Source organism: Gemmatimonadota bacterium, assembly GCA_009835325.1.
GTDB lineage: Bacteria > JAAXHH01 > JAAXHH01 > JAAXHH01 > JAAXHH01 > JAAXHH01.
On sequence record VXWP01000049.1, the window covers coordinates 46,904 to 66,892 of the forward strand.

Here is a 19,989-nt window from a genome sequence, read left to right on the forward strand (position 1 = left end):
AGGTTCGAGTTGCCTTCGTAAAGTCTTGCCGTCATATAGTCGTACGTTGCAGGGGACAGAACGGCCATGCTGAAAAACCACTTCGTCATCGCGCTGCGACACCTCTTCGCCAACAAGGGCTACTTCTTCATCAACACGATGGGGCTATCGACAGGTATCGCCTGCAGCCTGCTCGTATTCCTCTTCGTGCGCCAGGAGTGGACCTTCGACACCTTCCACGAGAAAGCGGACCGGATTTACCGCGTGAACGTATCGGGACAGGGATTCGACGGCACGCCGTTCCGCACCGCGACTACACCGATTCCGCTTGCGCCGGCGCTGAAACGCCAGTTCCCCGGGGTGGTCGAAACAGTCAGGATTCGACAGTTCGGGGGTGGTTTGGTGGTGCGTGTCGGGGACGATACGTTCAGGGAAGATCGCATGCTCACCTGCGATCCCTCGTTCTTCCAGGTGTTTTCGTTTCCGCTTATCGAAGGAGATCCCGAGACGGTATTCGCCGATTTCAACGCCCTGGTAATCAGTCGGTCCATTGCGGAGAAGTACTTTGGGCAGGAAAGCGCGCTGGGCCGGCAACTCACGATCAGGGATGAGCCGTTTACCGTGACCGGCGTGACGGAGGATATCCCGGGCAATTCCAGCATCCAGTTCGATTTCCTGCTTCCCTTCGAGCGGACGATCGGCATGAACCCCTTTCTCGCCGATGCCGTTGACAGCTGGAACTACTCGGTCACTTCCACGTACGCGGAATTGTCGGATCCTCAACAGGCCGATCTGCTCACGGAGCAGTTCCCCGATTTCTCCAGGGCCCATTTCTCGGGGCAGATGTCCAGGATGCTGGAAACCCAGGCGCTCACGGACACCCACCTGGACCCGGGCGTAGGGAACGGCCTGGGTACCGCCAGCGATCCGAACAGGTCCTACATACTGATCAGCGTCGCGCTGCTCGTCCTTTTCATTGCGTGCGTCAACTTCACGAACCTGGCCATATGCCGTTCGTCGACCCGCGCGAAGGAGGTCGGACTCCGCAAGGTGTTCGGCGCCCAACAGTCGCAGATCGCGGGGCAGCACCTGGGCGAATCGCTGGTGCTGAGTTGCTTCGCCCTCGTGCTCGGGGTGATCCTGGCCCATCTCTTTCTGCCTATCTTCAATTCGCTGTCGGGGAGTTCGCTCGTCCTCGACTACCTTTCAAGCGGTTCCACCTTGGCCGCGCTCCTGGCGTTCACCTTGCTGGTCGCCCTTGTATCCGGCAGCTACCCGTCCATGGTCCTTTCCCGGTTCAATCCGGTCGCAATCTTCCAGCAGCGGATCCAGGTCGGCGGTCCTAACCTGCTCATCCGGGGCCTCATGGTCGTGCAGTTCGGGCTGTCCGCGGCGCTCGTCGTCTCCATTCTCGTCATGACGCGGCAGCTGGAATTCGCCCGGACCGGGGATCTTGGATACAATGCCGAGAACATCGTCGTGATCGAGAAAGACCAGGATTCCGGCAGCCTGGATGTTTTCCGGAATCGGGTGATATCCTACGAGGGCGTGCTGAACGTGACCGGTGTATCAAACTCCTTCGGTCCGAACCAGGGACTGGCCCAGGCCGCGTACGCCGACACGGCCGGTAACCGGTTGGAAGCGTTCATGTATACCGTGGACTACGACTACGTGAAGACCCTGGAACTGAACCTCGTCTCTGGTCGCGATTTCTCGAGGGAGTTCGGGGGTGACGAATCGGGATCATGCATCATCAACGAGGCCGCGGCCAGGTCGATGGGATGGGAAGATCCTGTGGGCCGCACGCTGCCGCACGGCGTCACGGTCGTCGGCGTGGTGGAAGACTACCATTACCGGTCCATGCACCACGAGATCGAACCCGTCATACTCACCCTCAATCCGGTGGTGTTCGGGGATGATGATATGGATCGGATCAATTTTTTCATGGTGCGCGTCAGCGAGCGGGGCCTGCCCGCCACGCTGGATCTGCTGAGAGAAGCATGGGCCGAAGTGGCGCCGGGATCGCCCTTCGGGTACTTCTTCCTGGATGACGACCTTGCCCGTTTCTACGTGGAAGAGGCCAACCTGGCGCGGATCTTCACCTATTCGGCGGTATTCGCCCTGCTGATCGCCTGCCTGGGTGTATACGGCCTGGTTTCCCTGGAGGTCGTCCGACGCACACGGGAGGTCGGCATCCGCAAGGTGATGGGTGCCGCCGTATCGGACATCATGGGCCTGCTGTCGAAACAGTTCGTCTACCTCGTCCTCATCGCGAACGTCCTTGCCTGGCCGGCAGCCTGGTTGCTCATGAACGAATGGCTGGCGGACTTCGCCTACCGCGCCGAACTCGGCGTGGGGCCATTTGTCCTGGCAGGTCTCGTGGTCCTGGGCATAACCCTGGTCACCGTCAGCCTGCAGACCTTCCGGAGCGCCCTGATCAATCCGGCGGATACCCTGCGCCGCGAGTAGACGGTTTTAGATTGACCTCCTCGACACCGGCCTGTACGTTTCCAGCATAATGGGAAACGACGATGGTATTCCCCACCCCTGGCGGTAGCACGCGCCCACTACACCGTTCAACCATGTCCAGATACTGCGTACTGCTCATTGCGGCCCTGGTGATCTGTGCATCGCAGCGTCCCGTCCAGGCCCTGCCCGCGTCCTCACCTGCGGCTTCGCTCACGTCCGCGCTCTTGTTCTCACCTGCACCCTCGCCCTCGTACTCACCCGCGCCTGTGCCGTCGCCTCCGAATCCCGTCTCTGAGAATCTCCATGATTCTTCGTTGGAATCGGGCAAAGCGCTTTACGAAGCGGAGCGATTCGAGGAAGCGCTGGCGCAGTTTCAGCAGGCGGTTACGGAGGACGACCGCTCGGCCCCTGCTCACTACTGGCGGGGCATGGCTCAGTACGAACTTGCGGCATACCGGAAAGCGGTCGTCTCGTTCAAGCGTACGGTCGAACTGGACGAAAACTGGGCATCTGGTTACATGGGACTGGGCAAGGCTTACTTGCAGATGAAATACCGGAGACTGGACGCTCGCAATGCCTTTCGCAGGGCGGCCAGGCTGGCGCCGGAGGACCCGGAAATCCAGTACCAACTGGGCATGGCCCATATGAACGTGCGAAAGACCGACCAGATTGTCGGCGGCGAAAGGGACGGCCGGTCCTTCTTCCTGAAGGCGGCGGTACTGGATCCTGCCCATCCCGATGCGTTTTACCAGGTCGGCCGTTGTTACGAACGGCCCGAGTCGCCCGGGCCGCCCGAATTCGACAAGGCGATGGCGGCCTACATCTCGCAGTTCAGGATTAATCCCCATCATTACGACGCGCTCAGCCGTTTCGTCTACCTGGCCGTGCTAGCTGAAGAATACAGTTTGGCCGCGAAGCTGCTCGAAGGGGCCGCGGACGACCTGGGCGCAGTTGTCGAATCGGGAACATCCGACGACCTCGACGCAGCCGACGACCCGGACGCATCGGGTCCGGCTGTAGTCAGGGCCCTGCAGAAGCGTTTCAGCACGCTTTCCGAAGCCGCAAAACCACGGCCCGACGTGTTGCATGAGGTGATTGAGACCTACTTTTCCCTTATTGAACCTGACGAAAGGGAAGTCTACCGGGACCTGGCGCACGTAGCCCCTCCGGACGCACTGGCCTCCAGGCAAGAATCCGGCGACAGCGAACGCGATGCGCGCTGGCGCGCTTTCTGGAACGCCAGGGATTCGAATCCCGCAACGGTAGTGAACGAACGTCTGGTGGAGCATTACCGGCGGGTCATGTACGCCCGGTACCATTTCTCGCAGGGGCAGCACCCCTATGACCGCCGCGGCGAAATGCACGTCCGATTCGGAGCACCGGAAGACCGCCGCAGCGACGTCCATATAGCAGATCGAAACGCCTACAGGTCGGCCTCGCTTTCCGATGATCCGGTCGTGGACGCGATCCGGGAGCAGAATGACCGGTACGGTTATCGATTGCGTGTCGACCGGGGCCGTATGACGATCGTCCCGCCCGAGGGCATGACTGAAGAAGAAATCAACGATGCCGGCGAACTGCTGGCCGGCGGGATCGTCGCATCATCAGGACAACTGACCATGCAGGAAGAGAGAAAGTTGATGGGGCATGGATACGCCACCGAAAGCTGGGTATACGCCCGGTACGGCCTGGAACTGTTCTTCGTCGACCAGTTCGGTGGGGGCAGGTTCGATTACCCCTGGGGAAACCTGCTTTCCTCCCAGCAGGAGACGGTCCGGCAGGAACGGTTCAGCCCCCGGCGGCTCGCGGAGGAACTGATCGCCAAAGCACCCGAGGAATACCTGCATGACCTCGGCGGGGAACATCTCGAGTACGCGTTCGATGCCATCAGCTTCAGGGCGGACAACGGCGCGACGGAACTGGACCTGTCCTACAGCATCCCCGTCTGGCAATTCGGCGACGTATCGGACGGCCAGGGGATCCTTACCCGGCTCGATCACCAGGTCATTCTGCGAGATTCAACCATGAGCCCGCAGTTTACCCACGCCTTCGGATTCGGGCCCTTTGACCGGCCGAAGCGGCGGCTGGCCGAAAGCATCGTGAAAGTCCCGGTGTATACCTTGCCGGAAAGCGTCGTTGCGCCGTCGGGTGATTTTACGATGGCGGTCCAGGTGAGGGACGAAATCTCCCAGCGGATCGGAGTGTATCTAAGGCCGGTCAGCGTTTCCGATTACAGTGGCGAGGAACTGCTCATAAGCGACCTCAAGCTGGCCACCCTGATCACGCCGTCCGGCGTGCAGGGGCCCTTCGTGCGCAAGGGGCTGAACATTACGCCCAATCCGGGACGGCTCTACATCCGGGAAAACCCCGTTTACGTCTACTACGAAATCTACAACCTGGTTATGAATCCGGACGGGAAGACCGAGTACGAGATCCTCTACGAGATCAGCCCCCGCGAAGGTAGTTCGCGGCCCAGCTGGTCGGCCCGCAGGCAACGGGACATGCAGACGGTGATGATGGCTTTCTCGGGAGAGGGGTATTCGACCGAGGACCGGGAGTACACGTCGCTGGATACCTCCGGCCTGCCGGCGGGTGAGTACGTGCTCACCGTCACCTTCACCGACCAGAACGCGGGAAGCACCGTATCCAAAACGGTCAACTTCCTGGTCATGGAACGGTAGAGGAGTACCGTGGAGACCAGACAGTTCCCCGTTTCATTCCGTTGGTGGCCCGCTTCATCCCGAGGGCGGACCGTTTCATCCCGGCTGCGGCGCTGATGTTGCTCATTGGCGTGCCATGCCGCCCGCACTGACTTTCCGCGAACAGGAAATCCTGAGCCGAGGTCTAATCAGTACCGAGCAGCAAAAAACCTACAACTTCACGCCCTACTTCTACTTAAACCGGAACGACTAACCCAATCTTGCAAAGGTAGGGTTCTACCCTATTGATCTTCCGTCCGGCCGATCCTAAGTTTAGAATCAGATACGAGCAATTTCCGCACCTCTTTCGGTCCTGACATCACCTTCAAGGTACAAAAAGTGTGTATCAAACGTGTGATTCCGTACGTGTTTGTGATGCTGGTGACGGCAGTAACGTCCGGCCCGTCGCTTGCCCAGTCCGGTCTGTCCGGTTCGACATCGACTAGCCCCGCGGAGTCTACGCCGGCGAGCCTTTCCCCACTCGAAGAAGGCAAGCGGCTCTACGACCTCGGCATGTACAGCGAAGCGCTGTCTCACCTGGAGCAGGCGGTCCGCGTTGACGAAAAGGCGACGCCCGCCCACTACTGGATGGGGATGGCCCTGTACGCCCTGTCCAGGGACGAGGAAGCGCTAAAGTCCTTCAAGACGGCGGTGTGGCGGGACAAAAACTGGGCTCCGGGCCACGCGGGCATGGGACTCGTATACGTGCGCATGCCCTACCGGAGGCTGGATGCACGCAAGGCGCTTCGCAGGGCGTTAAGACTTGACCCGGGAAACGCCGAATTCCAGTACATCATGGGGCTGACCTTCATGGACCAAAGCGACAAGGGCTGGCTGATAGGCAGTGACCCCGATGGGCGGAAGTACTTCCATCAGGCCCTTGAGTTGGATCCAATGCATCCGGACGCCTGGTTTCAACTGGGACGATGCTACGAGGAATTGAACGTGACGGATCACCATAAGCAGGAAAGGGACCGTTACGACGACTACATCCAGGCAATGAACGCCTATCTGAGACAGTATCGGGTCAATCCGGGACACCCCGAAGCGCTCCGGCGATTCGCGGGTATCTGCCACCGGTTCGAGTTCTACGAACGGGGCGCGGAGCGGCTGCGGCAGATGGCGGAGGAGATGGAGGGCGCCGTACCGGATGTGATCAGGGCCATGCACACGCAGTTCGAAGCGCTGGCCATGAGCAACGAAAAGCAATTCGATCTGCTGCAGCATTCGCTGGAGACGTACATCGAGTCGCTTGATCCGGCAGAGCAGGAGGTGTACGCGGACCTGTCCCACGTGGCGCCGCCGGACGTCCTTGAAGCATGGCGGTCCGCGGAAGGATCCGACCGGGATGAGATGTGGCGGGACTTCTGGAACGCCCGGGATTCCAATCCGGCCACGGTCGAAAACGAACGCCTTGTCGAACATTACAAGCGGGTGATGTACGCCCGGCTGCTGTTTTCCAGTGGACAACATCCCTATGATCGCCGCGGAGAGATGTATGTCCGCTACGGGGCGCCCGATGATCTTCGCCGTTTCGTGTTCAGCCCCTACCAGGATCCCGATATAAACCACCAGCTCACTGGGAATCCCGCCGTGGATGCGATCCGTGAAAGGAACCTTCTTGAGGGTTACAACTTGAAGCTGCAGGGCGGCCCGGGGCAGCAGGATTTTTTCAGCCCCTTCGGTGACGAGCCTTCACCCATTATCGGTGGGGGGGCGCTCATGGCAGATTACATGGCATTGCAGGGAAAAAAAGACCTGTACTACGGTTACACGGTCGAAAGCTGGGTGTACGTACAACACGATATGGAGCTTTTCTTCATGGATCTGCTGAATAACGGAAAGTTCGACTATCCGCTAGGGACCGCCGATCTGTTCGTGGGTGATATGGTCCGTGAGCACCGGTATCATCCCACCAAGGTTGCCGCTGCACTGATCGAAAAGACTCCCGAGGACTATGCGCACGATTTCGGTGGCGAGTCTCTGGACTATGCCTTCGACATCACCACCTTCCGGGGCGCCGGCGACGAGACGGTGATGGAACTGGCCTACAGCATTCCCGTTTGGCAGTTCGGCGACGTCACCGACGGCCAGGGGACCGAGACCTTCCTGAGCAACCAGGCTACGCTGCGTGACTCGGCATTCAGCCCTGCGTTCAATCAGAAGTTCCGATTCGGGCCTATCGAACGGCCGAAGCGTAAGATCAGCTCCGATCAGGCCAGGGTGTCGGCCTTCACGCTGGCTGTCGACGTACAGGTGCCTCCGGGCCAATTTACGGCGGCGGTGGAGATGAGAGATGAAGCCTCCCGGCGCATCGGCATATACAAGAAACCGGTTACCGTTCCCGACTACAGGGGCAATTCGTTGATGATCAGCGATCTCAAGCTGTCCACGGGCATCACGCCGGCCGACCAGCCCGGACCATTTGTCAGGCAGGGCCTGAACATCGTACCCCATCCGCTGCGCGCCTACGGAAGCGGCCAGTTGGTTTACGTGTACTACGAAGTATACAACCTGGGGCAGGACGAAGTGGGCAGGACTTCCTACACGACCCACTACGAGATCAACCCCGAGGGCATGCCGGATACGCGTGGTCGATTCGGTGGTCAGCCTGGCCGGCCTGGTCAGCCTGGTCGGTCTGATGACCAGCAGACCGTCGTCCTGACGTACGAAGGCGAGGGCGAAACGTCCGAGGAAGCAGAATACACGGCGATCGACACCGCCGACCTGACCCCCGGTGTCTACGTGCTCAATGTGACGGTGGAAGACCAGCTTACCGGGCACCGCGCAACCCGATCGACCAGCTTCATTCTATTGGAACAGTAGAAAGTCCCGCCGGTCCGTCACTTCAGCCGTTCCGGGTTCAGGTCCTCCAGTTCCGGAACGACGAACCTGCCGTCTCTCCGGATCACTTCCCCGTCGAACTCGATGGTCCCGCCGCCGTATTCAGGCGTCTGGATCATGACCATGTCCCAGTGGACGGCGGACCGGTTGCCGTTGTCGGCCTCCTCGTAGGCCTGCCCGGGCGTGAAGTGGAAGGACCCGGCGATCTTCTCGTCGAAGAGGATGTCCAGCATGGGCGCGGTGATGTGGGGGTTGAAGCCGATGGCAAATTCACCGATGTAGCGTGCCCCTTCGTCGGTGTCGAAGATCTCGTTCAGCTTCTCCGTCCGGTTGCCCGTCGCTTCGGTGATCCTGCCTTCCTCGAACCTCAATTCCACGTCCGTAAACGTCACGCCGTGATACAGCGTCGGCGTGTTGAACCGGATGACGCCGTTGACGGAGTCGCGCACCGGCGCGGTAAAGCACTCGCCGTCCGGGATGTTGCGGTCGCCCGAGCATCCCACGGTGGGAATATCGCGGATGCTGAAGGAAAGGTCCGTGCCCGGACCTGTGATCCGGACGCGGTCCGTGCGGTTCATGCGCTCCTTGAGCGGCGCGAGCGCCCGTTCCATCTTTCCGTAGTCCAGGGTGCACACGTCGAAGAAGAAGTCCTCGAAGGCCTCGGTGCTCATGCCGGCCTGCTGCGCCATGGACGGGGTCGGCCAGCGCAGCACCACCCACCGGGTCTTCGGCACCCGGATTTCGAAGTGCACGGGCTTCATCCAACGTTGCTCGTAGAGCCGCATGGCGTCGCCCGGCACGTCCGACATCTCCATCACGTTCCGGCTGCCGCGCAGGGCCATGTAGGCCTGCACCTGCGCCATGCGATGGGATTCATAGGCACCGGCGGCTTCCATGGCGTCCTCGTCCCCGGCGCGGACCAGTTCCCGCATGACGCGCTGGTGCTTGATGGATACCAGCGGCACGCCGCCCGCCTCCCGGATCGCGCGGATCAGCGAGATCACCATGTCGTCGGGCACGTCGAAGGCCTCGACGAGCACCCGGTCCCCGGTCTTGATCTTTGTCGAGTGTCCAGTGAGCACTTCCGCCAGGTGGCCGTATCGTGGATCGTGCATGGGTTTCTGGTCTCCGTGGTTGGTTTGGGGTCGTTTATGCGAGCAATGCCGGACACGCAAGTCGCTGGGTATCATTCCCGGTCTGCAACATCTCCCCCGCGCCGGACCGGCGTCGCCCGCGACTGCCGCTCTAGTCTTCGATTCGCCCCGGTGTTACGTCCACTGCACCGGACGCCGATATCCTGACCAGCATGGCGTCTTCGGGTTCGAAGGCCAGGCGCACCGTCCGCTCACGGCCGTCGACGTGCAGGACGACCTCACGCTCGACCCGTTCCGTGGACCTCCAGCCCTCGTAGGCCATGGGGTACCGGATCCGCTTCGTATCGGGATGGGCGAAGAAGACGTGGTAGTCGCCATCGACCTCCCGGCACCAGAACTCGGGCGCGTCCCGGCCGCTGACGAGCGGGGGATGGCGAAGCGCCGCACCTTGTTCCGTGGTGACCGTAGGCTGGTTCATCAATTCCTTCAGGTGATCCTCGAAATCCGCTGGCGGACTGTGCCCCGGTGCGGAGGGCCGGCGCGGAACGCAGACCCGCGCGCCTTCCCGGGCAAGCCGAAGCAGGGCCGAAAGGCCTTCGCCGTCCAGCCACTCCACGTCCACGTAGATTATGGAAAACGCGGCCTCGCCGTACCGGACGCGCCTGTCCTCCACCACCGCCTCCTCCAGGAAGGGCGTCGAGATCCAAAGAGGATGGTAGCCGAGAAGTCCGGGCGGCCGCTCAACGGTCTGCAGCTCCCAGTAATAGTTGGCGGCCGGTCCGCGCCGCTCTTCGGGAAGCAGGTGGCGCATCCAGTGGTCTTCCAGCGGGAGGTACACCGCCACGTCCGTGTAGGTTCTGCCCTGCTTGACGAAATCTGCCGCCTCCGCCAGGTAGGCGTTGAAGGCCGGAAGCCGGCCGGCGAACCCGCTGTCCGGACCGACGTGCGTGGTCGCGTAGAAGGTATTGGTCCCGCCGGGCGCATTGTACGGCATGCCGTGCCAGACGATGTGGTTGACGCCGTGGGCGAACACCGCGTCCGCCATGAGCTTCAGGTCCTCCACCTTCTCCTCGCCGTGATGGGGCGACGGCGCAGGCCACGGTTCGTAGCCGTAGATGCAGGTGAAGGTTTCGCAGGTCACGACAGGCCGCCCGCCCAGGGCCGCCGCCGATCCGGGGATGGCCGAGAAGAAGGTCTCGAACAGCAGGGCCTCGGATTCCGGGACGTCCACGAGCGCGAAGGCTTCAAGCAGGTCGGTCGGCGCCCCGTGGCACTGCACGCGGCTCACGGCGCCGAGGCGGCGGCAGATGTCGGCGTAGGGCCTGAAGAACCCCTCGATCGTCGCGTCCGACAGGATCTTCCGGTAATCGTACCGCACGTCGGGATGTTCGTCGATCGATGCCTTGAATGGCTCCAGGTCGTACCCGAATCGGTCCCGGAAGACCGTGTCCAGATGGGCACTCCATAGCCCCTCCGGGAACACCTCCCACGAATCGGAGAACAGTGCCGAGGTGGTGCCTCGCAGGGCCGGTTCCAACGCGCCGCCGACGTGGCCGGCGTACCGCTCCAGCGCGTCAGGATCCAGGTGGTTCAGGATACGGCCTCGGCCGTAGTAGGACAGTTCCCACGACTTCTCGAGCCGCTGGTCCGAAGGCCCGCCGAATACCTGTCCCGCGTCCTCCTCGGGTACGATCGACCCGCCGAAGGGCCAGGAGGTGCTGAAGGTGAAGTCGCACCCGATGCCCAGCCGGTCCGCCTCCTCTTTGGCGCCGGCGACCAGGTCGGTCCAAGCCTCGCTCAGCCAGCGGGGTCCTTCCCCGGCACCGGGCTGTGGATACATGAAGGCGATCTCCACCCCGCCGAACCCCTGGTCCCGCACCCATTTGAGCTGGCTCCGTACGTCTTCCATCCTGATGTCGTCGTTGAACCACCACCAGCGCGTGTAGGGACGGGCGTCCGAGAAGGGCCGGTAGGTCCTGGTCAGTTCGTTTGACATGACTGCACTTTCGACATGACTGTACTTTCGAAATGACTGCTCCGAGCATCGATGATTTGGCCATGCATAATCTATACCGGAATCACGCGGGGAACACTATATTATGCGGGACCTGGACGCACCGTGTTCCGTTCACATTCGGGGGGGCCATGCAGACCATCGATTTTGCACGTTCAACCTTTACTTTCCGGGTGGATTCCGAGAAGAAGCCGCCGAAGACCGTGACCCGGAAGGTGCCCTACTCCCTCAACAACGCCCGCATACCCATAGAGGCCGCCTTGACCGTGACCGCGAAGGACAGCGGGTTCAGGGAAGAGTACGTCCTGGGGGTGAGTTGCAAGACCGAACAGGTCGGTGTGGAACGGGATATCTGGCACATCCCCAATGCGGATTTCAAGCCGATCTTCTCGTCGGACACCTTCATGGCCATCAAGACCTACGAAGTGGCGGACCGGGGCGCCACGCTCTATCCGCCCTCCCTGGGCGAGCAGCCCGAACGGCAGATCGTCGCCATCGAGGAGACCTTCGAGGACGTCCGGATCGACCTGTCCCGCGTCGACGGCCGCGTCCTGGAGACGCCGCGGGCCATCGTGGAGGCCGTCCTCGGCAACGTTCCCCTGAACGCCCGGACGACCATCGGGAACGACCGGTATGACGCCGTGCTCGAGTACCCGGTCAAGACGATCAATGCCAACGAGCGGGACTGGATCTACCAGCCGGACACAGGTCCGGTGCTGCTGCCGGACCTGTCCAGCGACCCTGCAGCCATGATGGAAGGGATCGAACTGGCCTTCGCGGCGTTCAATACATCGGACTGGGTGGAGTTCATCGTCCGGGTTCCCACGCCGGTCGCCGAGGGCGTCAACGTGTACCACTATGCGGAACCCGTCAGGATGGACTGCGTTAACGAAGTGGTGGTTCCGCGGCACTGAGCGCACTGAGCGCATCGGGCAAACTAAGCATACTGGGAGAAGGTCGGCGTCATGCGGTTATCCCCTGACTTTTCTATCACCTGGCTGTGTGGTGCAGGCCTCCTGTTTTTGCTCGCCGCGGCGACGGTGGCGTTCTCGCAGGGGACGGCGCACGCACAGGGCACGGCGTTCGCGCAGGGCACGCGGGGCAACGTGACCGGCAGCGCGGGGAGTTCCGGTGCGGAAGAGGCCGAGGAAGAGGATCCCGTGCAGCGCGTGCTACGGGAGCGCGTCGATGACTATGGCCAGACGGTGGGCGTCGTCGCCGGGATCATCCGCGGCATCAACCGGTACGTCTATGCCCACGGCACGCTCAACCGCGGCACGATCCGGCGCGTGAGCGGCATGACGGTCTTCGAGATCGGCCAGTTGAGCAGCCTGTACACGACGGCCATGCTGTCCCTCATGGTCCAGCGGGGCGACGTGAACCTGACCGATGAGATGTCCGCCTATCTCCCGGAGACGGTGACCGTTCCAACCACGCGCGCAGGAAACCCCATCCTGATCGAGCACCTCGCCACCCACACCTCGGGACTGCCCCGCCTGCCGGACAACCTGGTTTCGGATGAACCGGAGTATCCGCTGAAAGGGTACTCGGTGGAATTGATGTACGCATTCCTCGACCGGTACGCCGAGGCGCAGCGTGACGGGTCCGAGTTCCCGTTTGATTTCGAAGAACCGGACGGCAAAGATCCGGATCGAGAAGATCTCCTGGATCGGGAAGGCGAAGACCGTTCGGATACACCAGGCCGTGACGAACCGGAAGACCGCTACGTCTACTCCGATCTCGGCATGGGTCTCCTGGGACACGTGCTCGAACGGGCCGCCGGTGAAAACTATGATGTCTTGTTACGGGAGTTGCTGGGCGATCCCCTCAAGCTGGCCAACACGGCCAATGCGTCTACGCCGTCCATGCGGACCTACCTGGCGACCGGGCACGACGACGCCCGCCGGCCCGTGCCCGCCTGGTCCGACACGACCCTCATAGGCGGCACGGGTCTGCGGTCCAATCTCCTGGACATGATGACCCTGGTGTCGGCCAGCATGGGGATCATCTACGCCCTGCCCGAGGACTTCACCGAAGACGACTCGACCCGCTACCACGCGTCCTTCGACAGCCTCATCGTGGCCCGGAAGCCCGCGGACGAGGAGGATGTCCAGACCGCGCTGGGGTGGAAGGTGCGCCAGGACACGCGGGGCCGAGACATCCACTGGCTTACCGGCCGGACCAACGGGTTCTACGCCTTCGCCGCCTTCCTCAAGCAATGGCGCAAGGGCGTCGTGGTCCTGTCCAACAGCTCGGCCAGCGTCGAGGACATCGGGTTCCACCTGCTGAGCGCCCGGAACCCCCTGGCGCCACCCCCGAGGAAGGTCGTGCAAATGACCGAGGCCGCCTACGTGGCCTGCACGGGCACCTACGCCTTCTCCACCGAATTCACCGTGGACATCACCTACAGCGACGGCAAGCTCTACGGCCAGCCTCCCGGCCAGCCCCGGAGCGAACTCGTCCTCGAATCGTCTGGGGATTTCTACCTGGAAGAAGAGGATGCCAGGATCACCTTCGTCCCGGACGAAGCGGGAAACGTCGACCACTTCCTCTTTCTCCAGGACGGACAGACTCACCGGGCGGAACGGGTGAGGTAGGGGATCGGATTATAACACGAGATAGAAATTTAGTATCAGTCTAATTCTTTGGTATACAGACTCAAAGTAATGGTACGTATTCTTGGGATTCGAGGTTAACAAATGATCAACCACGTTGGTTCTGCCACTTTCTGGGATTACGCCGAAGACAAGGAAGATCCTATACACAGGATACACAGTTACCCGGCGAAGTTTCCCGCATTCATCACGACTAAAGCACTACAATATGCTCAAGCAAAGGGTGTAGAGGTCCATACGGTCGCAGATGTTTTCTGCGGATGTGGGACAACTGCGGTTGAAGCAAAGAAAAAAGGAATTAACTTTTGGGGATGCGACATCAATCCTGTGGCTACCTTGATCGCACAGGTTAAATCTAGGGATTATTGCGATTACATGTTGGCAAGATACTTCACCAAAATCAAAGACATGTTTTGTACAGTGTGCGCTGATGAGAATGATTATAAACGTGTCAATGACAGGATAAGGTACTGGTTCGAGGATCAGAACATTGATGATCTGCTTAGATTACAGAAAGCAATCAGGCTTGTAATTCCTAGTAACAGTAAGTATAGGAAGTTCTTCCTTTGCGCGTTCTCGAACATCTTGAAATCGACTTCTAGATGGCTAACGAAATCAATTAAGGCACAAGTGGATCCGAACAAATCGCGACATGACGTCATGGATGCATTTGAATGTCAAATTCATATGATGCAAAAAGCAAACATAAGCAGTATGGAGGCGTACACACGAGGGAAAACCCATAAAACGTCGATTGTAACAAGAGACTTTCTATCCACGCGCCTGCAGAAACCCGTAGCAGATTTAATCGTCACGAGTCCGCCCTATGTTGTCTCCTACAATTACGCTGATTTACACCAGTTGTCCGCGATGTGGCTTGGATATGCTACAGACTATCGGGACTTAAGGAAAAACATGATCGGTAATCAGTACGGCGTCAAACCGCCACAGGACGCTGATTTACACAATCTTTGCAGTTCCAGTGTAGAAACGTATCGCGATTTATTGCAGGTAGACCGTGGGAAAGCAGCTTCGGTCATTCGGTATTTCATGGATTTACAGAAAACTACCAACCAATGCTGGCATTTGTTAAACCAGGAAGGGCTAGCGGTGTTTGTGATTGGAAACACGGAATACAAAGGTGTAACGATAGACAATGCTGGATACTTAAGAGATTGTATGGTAAATTCACTCTTCGTGGATATTGAGGTTGTTAAGCGAAAAGTATCGTTGAAGATCATGACTCCATATCGGGATTCCAAGGGTCGTTTTACTAGAGATTCCTCGGAAAGAAAGGTCTATAACGAAGAGTACGTAGTGATCGGTAAAAAACGATGAAAACCTCAGAACTGCCTATAAGACCTTATGCTAGATTGTTGACTATGCTCAGTGAGCAGCTCATTAAAAACGAGCGTATTGCCCTGCTCGAGTTGATTAAGAATTCTTACGATGCTGACGCCAATCTTGTACGAGTCACTTTTGACGCATTCAATGACGACATGACGGCTCGTAGCGATTCACGAATTATAATTGAGGACGATGGGCATGGAATGAGTCCAGAAGTCATACGCGAATCATGGATGAATCCAGCTAATCCTCAGAAATATATCAGAAAGAAAAAAGGAAATAGAAGAACCCTCGGTGGGAAGAGAATCGTTCAGGGTGAGAAGGGAATTGGTCGGTTTGCGTTGTTGAAACTAGGAAGTCATATTACGGTAACTACTCGGACTGAATGTTCGAGTTTCGAGTCTGTGTTGGTACATGATTTTACAAAATACGATTCGGAATTTACTGAAGACCAGATCGAGAATAGGGACATTTACCTAGATGAGATTAGGGTGCTTTACTCTGAGATTTCACCTCCCAAGACGATAACGCAACAGCATGGGACCAAGATAGTTATATCGAAAGTAAAAGGAGTGTGGAGTAAACAGGTCGTATCAAGACTGATAAAAGACCTTTCTGCTCTGACTGATCCAATTTCCAAAATCGCCAAACATGAGACAGCAACTGATAGTTTCCTAGTAACTGTAGAATGCAATGGTTCCCCCTGGCAAATAGAAGATAAAAACGAGGAAATCCTTAAAAGGTTAATCGAAGACAAATCCGTATTAAGAATACAAGGTAAGTTTGATTCCGAAATTGGATCTTTCTTTTTGAGTGTTAATGAAGATGAGAACAAGTACACGGAAATCAAGTTAGATGATTCGCTGATTATTGGTCTTTTAAAAAACAATCAGTATTTGGATAGAGAAATCATCATTGCTCGAGAACTTGAGTGTGGTAGTTTTGAGTTTCACTTCTATGTTTTTGATTTTTCGCGAGGCATTTCGGGTAAACACGAACTTAATACATCGGAAAAAAGAGTACTCAAGGATTACAGAATATACCTCTACAGAGACGGTGTTCGAGTTTATCCATATGGCGACCCTGAAGATGATTGGTTGAATATCGATGTTGCGAGGGGGACAGGTAGAGCAGGAAACTTTTTCAGTAATGACCAGCTTGTGGGCTGGATCGATATAACTCAAGAGCACAATCCGAAGTTGCGTGATAAAACGAACCGCGAAGGTCTAATAGAAGAAGGAAACGCGGTTAGTGAGTTTTTTGGTTTAATCCAGACCATATTGTCATACATAAAGAGCCATCATTATGCACAGTATCAGGCGAAGAACCGTGATAGAAACGCTGTGGATATCGTACGTAGCGAGGTTGTTTCAGGTAATTTGGCCACTTTAAGGACAGATCTAGAGAGACAAGGTCTTTCATCAGGGGGCCGAGAGGTTGCTAGAATTGAAAAGTTATACAAAAGGGAAAAAGACCATCTAATTCAAAGAGCTGAAATGGTTGAGGATCTGGCTGGAGTGGGGCTCTCAGTTGAGATGGCCTCTCATGATATCATGCTTCTGATGACCAGGGCAATGGATATTGGGAAGGAACTTTCAAGGCTATCGCGAAAACTTGAAAATGACACGATCCTGCGACTTTCGGACATGTTGGTGGGGGTTCTCTCACAAATCGCAGATGGGATAAATGACATTCAGAGTCTATTCAAGTCAGCTAAAAGACGTAGAAAAGCACTTCGAATTGAACCAATCTTAGACAAGATGTACCAGCTATATCAAGGGTTACTTGAAAAGAGAGGCATTCGATATGAGAAGACCGTAGTTCCTGGCTCGCCCCTGGTCGCCGACACAAACGAAGGTGTTGCAATGCAGGTCCTGATTAATCTGTTTGACAACGCCTCATACTGGCTTGATACCGTAGATAACAACGACAAGAAGATTAACGTAACGGTGGACGGAACGAATGGAGATTTAGTCTTTTCAGATAATGGGCCTGGAATAGACGAAGACGATTTACCCTACATTTTCGAACCCTTTTACTCTGGAAAGGGTCAGGAAGGTAGGGGGTTAGGATTATACATCGCTCGCCAGCTACTTGAAAGACATGACTATCAGATATCAGTCGCGAAGAAAAACCAAAGCAAGTCACCGGGCGCTAACTTTGTTGTAAGTTTCGTGAAGGAAGCCAAGTAACATGGATATTAAAAGCCTTATGTCAGGTATTGCCGTTGTCATCGATGACGCTTACGAGAGAGATGATGAAGAACATGAAGATCCGATTTTTCAAATAGTACGTAACATTGAAAACGAGTGGCAGATCCCTTTCTACAAGACCGCAAGCTTACCTCCGGAAAACCAATACAAAAACCTATTACGCTCTGCAAGTTTCGTGCTATTGGATTGGAAACTATGGCCAAGTAATGCACAGGAATTGGAAAGAGAAGGAATCGAGGCAAATGTGGCATTTCTCAACAAGGCAAAGGAATACTTCGTTCCTGTGTTTATCTTTACCAATGAAACTTTAGAAGATGTGACTAATTCAATCGAAGAACAATCACCCGGCCTCTACAACGAAGATGACACAGAGAAGAACTTTATTTTTGTTGAGAAGAAGTCAAACCTGCGACAAATCAGCGATTTGGTTGCGATAAGTGATTGGACAACCAAGAATGCGTCGGTATACACGTTAAAGTCCTGGGAAAGCGCGTTTTATGAGGCGAAGAGAACACTTTTCAGTTCCATGTACGATCGAAGTCCGAATTGGCCACGGGCATTCTGGAGTGCATACGAAAAGGATAAAGTAGATCCAAGTTCCTCTCTTACTCTTCTAATAAACAACAATCTTTTAGGTCGATTTAAATCAGATGTATTTAGTGCTCAGATATTGGATTCAGAAAATCCACCTGTATGCAGGGAAGAAATAAGATCGTTAATGTCGGAAGCTAGTTTTGTTAAAAACCAGTGTTTGTTAGAAACAGAAGTACGATCGGGTGATGTTTTCGATCTGTCTGACAACAAATACCTCATCAATATCCGCCCAGATTGCGACTGCATCGTGAGGAAAGAATCGGATGAAATTGATCAGCTAGAGTTGTACTGTTTAATGGGTCATACAATGGATGACGAAGTAGTTGCGAATAGGTTCAAAAACAAACCATTTGTTGAGAAAATCTGGGAAAGTGTTTCCTTTGGCATTATCGATGGATCTACAGTACAATTTGACTTTAGGCAATTTCAAATTATGAAATACAAGGATCTAAAAACCAACCGCATTGGACGCCTAATACATCCACACATCACAAAGATGCAGCAACGTTTTGCTTTCTATCAGCAAAGGCAGGGTCTACCTCGCATACCCCAAGAAGCATTCTGACTGGTTTCCTCTCCAAAAACCTTCAAATTTAAAACCATGTGAATTCGAGGTCTATCGCCAGCCCCGGAGCGAACTCGTACTCGAATCGTCCGGCGGTTTCTACCTGGAAGATGAGGACGCCAGGATCACCTTCGTCCCGGATGAAGAGGGAAACGTCGACCACTTCCTCTTTCTCCAGGACGGACAGACTCACCGGGCGGAACGGGTGAGGTAGATTCTGAAACGCCGCTATACCCCGGATAATGCGACTTGAGAGGTGCGACCATGATGCAAAGATGGCCTGCCGCGATTGCATTGGCGCCGTTGCCGGCAGTAGCCCCGTTGCTGGCGATGGCGATGGCATTGGCGGTGGCCGCGTGCGGCAACGACGATCCGACGGGGCCTGTTCCCACGCCGATGGCGGAACCGAAACCCATCGTGCTCGGGACGGCCGTGGCCGAGACCGGTCGTCTCAGCACGCCCGGGTCGGAGGTCAGTCGCGGTTATCGGCTTGCCGTCGAAATGCTGAACGAGCAGGGCGGCATCGGCGGGCGGAAGGTGCAGTTGGTGATTCACGACGATGGGAGCGACGCGGACGCGAGCGTTCGCCTTTACCAGGAGATGATCGCCTCGGATTCGATCACCGCTTTTCTGGGCCCTTACGGCAGTGGGATCACCGAACCTGTGATCAGCGTGACGGAACCGACCGGGATCCCGCTCGTTTCCGCGGCTGCGGCGGCTCCCGAGATCTGGGCGAATCGAGGCCGGCAGTGGAGCGTGCAGATGTCGAACCCGGCCCCGACGTATCTCGAGGGTTCCGTGGAACTGGCCGCCCAGGCCGGCGCGCGCACGGTGGCCCTGGTGTGGGAGGATACGGCCTTTCCAACGGCGGTGGCCCAGGGCATTCGCGATGCGGCACGGACCTGGGAACTCGACCTCGTGATGGAGCAAGCCTATGCGCCGGGAGGCGCGGACCACGAGGCACTGGCGGCCATGGCGCGGGATGCGGGCGCCGATCTGTTCAGCGGCGGAGGGTATTCCGACGACGCGATCGCGTTCGCAAGGGCCGTGACCGCCGTGGAATACAGTCCGCTCCTGACGTCCCTCCTCCTGGCGAGCGGCGCATCCTTCATAGGCGAGGCGGGCGCGGCCGGGCGTTGCGTCATCGGCAACGCGGCCTGGGATCCATCGATCCGCACGGAGGGGTACATCGCCACGAATGATACATTCATTCGACGCTACGAAGCGGCCTACAACAAGATCCCGGACTATCAGGCCGCCTCGGGTTTCGGCGCCGTGGAACTGCTCGCGGAGGGCATCAACCGGGCCGCCACGCCCACCGGGGAAATCGACCGCGCGTCGATCCGCGACTTTTTATTCGCGACCTCCAAACAGACCGTACTGGGACCCTTTGGCGTATATCCGCTGGGTGACGCCCAGGCCGGTGCTCAGCGCGACCTGAAAGGCATACAGATCCAGTGGCAGGACGACGGGGCGGGCGGCCTGGTCAGTCGCATCGTACATCCGCCGGAGGTCAGCCAGGCGTCATTGTGCTTCACGCGCTGAATTCATCGTTT

The 19,989-nt window shown here is 57.3% G+C and carries 11 protein-coding genes; 9 read left to right on the top strand and 2 right to left on the bottom strand.

Going from position 1 to position 19,989, the window contains the following annotated elements; genetic code table 11:
• Window positions 1-66: 66 nt before the first annotated feature.
• The 3 genes from F4Z81_06330 (at window position 67) to F4Z81_06340 (ending at window position 7,973) form a co-directional block, all read left to right on the top strand.
• Window positions 67-2,448: an FtsX-like permease family protein gene (locus F4Z81_06330; GenBank protein ID MXW04668.1), complete on the top strand. Its 2,382-nt coding sequence runs from the start codon at window positions 67-69 to the stop codon at window positions 2,446-2,448.
• Window positions 2,449-2,510: 62 nt separating this feature from the next.
• A complete protein-coding gene (locus F4Z81_06335; protein ID MXW04669.1) occupies window positions 2,511-5,129 on the top strand; it encodes a GWxTD domain-containing protein in 2,619 nt (872 codons plus the stop codon).
• Between the two features lie 393 nt (window positions 5,130-5,522).
• Window positions 5,523-7,973: a tetratricopeptide repeat protein gene (locus F4Z81_06340; protein MXW04670.1), complete on the top strand. Its 2,451-nt coding sequence runs from the start codon at window positions 5,523-5,525 to the stop codon at window positions 7,971-7,973.
• A 17-nt stretch (window positions 7,974-7,990) separates the two neighbouring features.
• Here the strand turns inward: F4Z81_06340 and F4Z81_06345 are convergent, their stop codons facing one another.
• Together F4Z81_06345 and F4Z81_06350 are read right to left on the bottom strand one after the other, a co-directional pair.
• Window positions 7,991-9,106 (bottom strand): aminopeptidase, encoded by a 1,116-nt coding sequence (locus F4Z81_06345; protein ID MXW04671.1) that lies wholly within the window; start codon window positions 9,104-9,106, stop codon window positions 7,991-7,993.
• Between the two features lie 130 nt (window positions 9,107-9,236).
• A complete protein-coding gene (locus F4Z81_06350; protein MXW04672.1) occupies window positions 9,237-11,081 on the bottom strand; it encodes a hypothetical protein in 1,845 nt (614 codons plus the stop codon).
• Window positions 11,082-11,230: 149 nt separating this feature from the next.
• Between F4Z81_06350 and F4Z81_06355 the strand changes: the two genes are divergently transcribed.
• From F4Z81_06355 to F4Z81_06380, 6 genes are all read left to right on the top strand, one after another.
• Window positions 11,231-12,013 (top strand): hypothetical protein, encoded by a 783-nt coding sequence (locus F4Z81_06355; protein MXW04673.1) that lies wholly within the window; start codon window positions 11,231-11,233, stop codon window positions 12,011-12,013.
• 51 nt (window positions 12,014-12,064) lie between these two features.
• Complete coding sequence (locus F4Z81_06360; protein MXW04674.1) at window positions 12,065-13,696, top strand: serine hydrolase; 1,632 nt, start codon at window positions 12,065-12,067, stop codon at window positions 13,694-13,696.
• 162 nt (window positions 13,697-13,858) lie between these two features.
• Window positions 13,859-15,052: a site-specific DNA-methyltransferase gene (locus tag F4Z81_06365; protein MXW04675.1), complete on the top strand. Its 1,194-nt coding sequence runs from the start codon at window positions 13,859-13,861 to the stop codon at window positions 15,050-15,052.
• The gene (locus F4Z81_06370; GenBank protein ID MXW04676.1) at window positions 15,049-17,253 is read left to right on the top strand and encodes an ATP-binding protein; all 2,205 of its coding nucleotides are present in this window, start codon (window positions 15,049-15,051) and stop codon (window positions 17,251-17,253) included. Before F4Z81_06365 ends, F4Z81_06370 begins: the two co-directional genes overlap by 4 nt.
• A 1-nt stretch (window position 17,254) precedes the next feature.
• A complete protein-coding gene (locus F4Z81_06375) occupies window positions 17,255-18,433 on the top strand; it encodes a hypothetical protein (protein ID MXW04677.1) in 1,179 nt (392 codons plus the stop codon).
• 264 nt (window positions 18,434-18,697) lie between these two features.
• Window positions 18,698-19,978, top strand: coding sequence for an ABC transporter substrate-binding protein (locus F4Z81_06380; GenBank protein MXW04678.1), 1,281 nt, complete (start codon window positions 18,698-18,700; stop codon window positions 19,976-19,978).
• The last annotated feature ends 11 nt before the right edge of the window (window positions 19,979-19,989 follow it).

Excerpts from the sequence above, each read along its gene's own strand:
- F4Z81_06330 (MXW04668.1), top strand. The coding sequence starts at position 67 with ATGCTGAAAAACCACTTCGTCATCGCGCTGCGACACCTCTTCGCCAAC.
- F4Z81_06335 (MXW04669.1), top strand. The coding sequence starts at position 2,511 with ATGGTATTCCCCACCCCTGGCGGTAGCACGCGCCCACTACACCGTTCA.
- F4Z81_06340 (MXW04670.1), top strand. The coding sequence starts at position 5,523 with ATGCTGGTGACGGCAGTAACGTCCGGCCCGTCGCTTGCCCAGTCCGGT.
- F4Z81_06345 (MXW04671.1), bottom strand. The coding sequence starts at position 9,106 with ATGCACGATCCACGATACGGCCACCTGGCGGAAGTGCTCACTGGACAC.
- F4Z81_06350 (MXW04672.1), bottom strand. The coding sequence starts at position 11,081 with ATGTCAAACGAACTGACCAGGACCTACCGGCCCTTCTCGGACGCCCGT.
- F4Z81_06355 (MXW04673.1), top strand. The coding sequence starts at position 11,231 with ATGCAGACCATCGATTTTGCACGTTCAACCTTTACTTTCCGGGTGGAT.
- F4Z81_06360 (MXW04674.1), top strand. The coding sequence starts at position 12,065 with ATGCGGTTATCCCCTGACTTTTCTATCACCTGGCTGTGTGGTGCAGGC.
- F4Z81_06370 (MXW04676.1), top strand. The coding sequence starts at position 15,049 with ATGAAAACCTCAGAACTGCCTATAAGACCTTATGCTAGATTGTTGACT.
- F4Z81_06375 (MXW04677.1), top strand. The coding sequence starts at position 17,255 with ATGGATATTAAAAGCCTTATGTCAGGTATTGCCGTTGTCATCGATGAC.
- F4Z81_06380 (MXW04678.1), top strand. The coding sequence starts at position 18,698 with ATGATGCAAAGATGGCCTGCCGCGATTGCATTGGCGCCGTTGCCGGCA.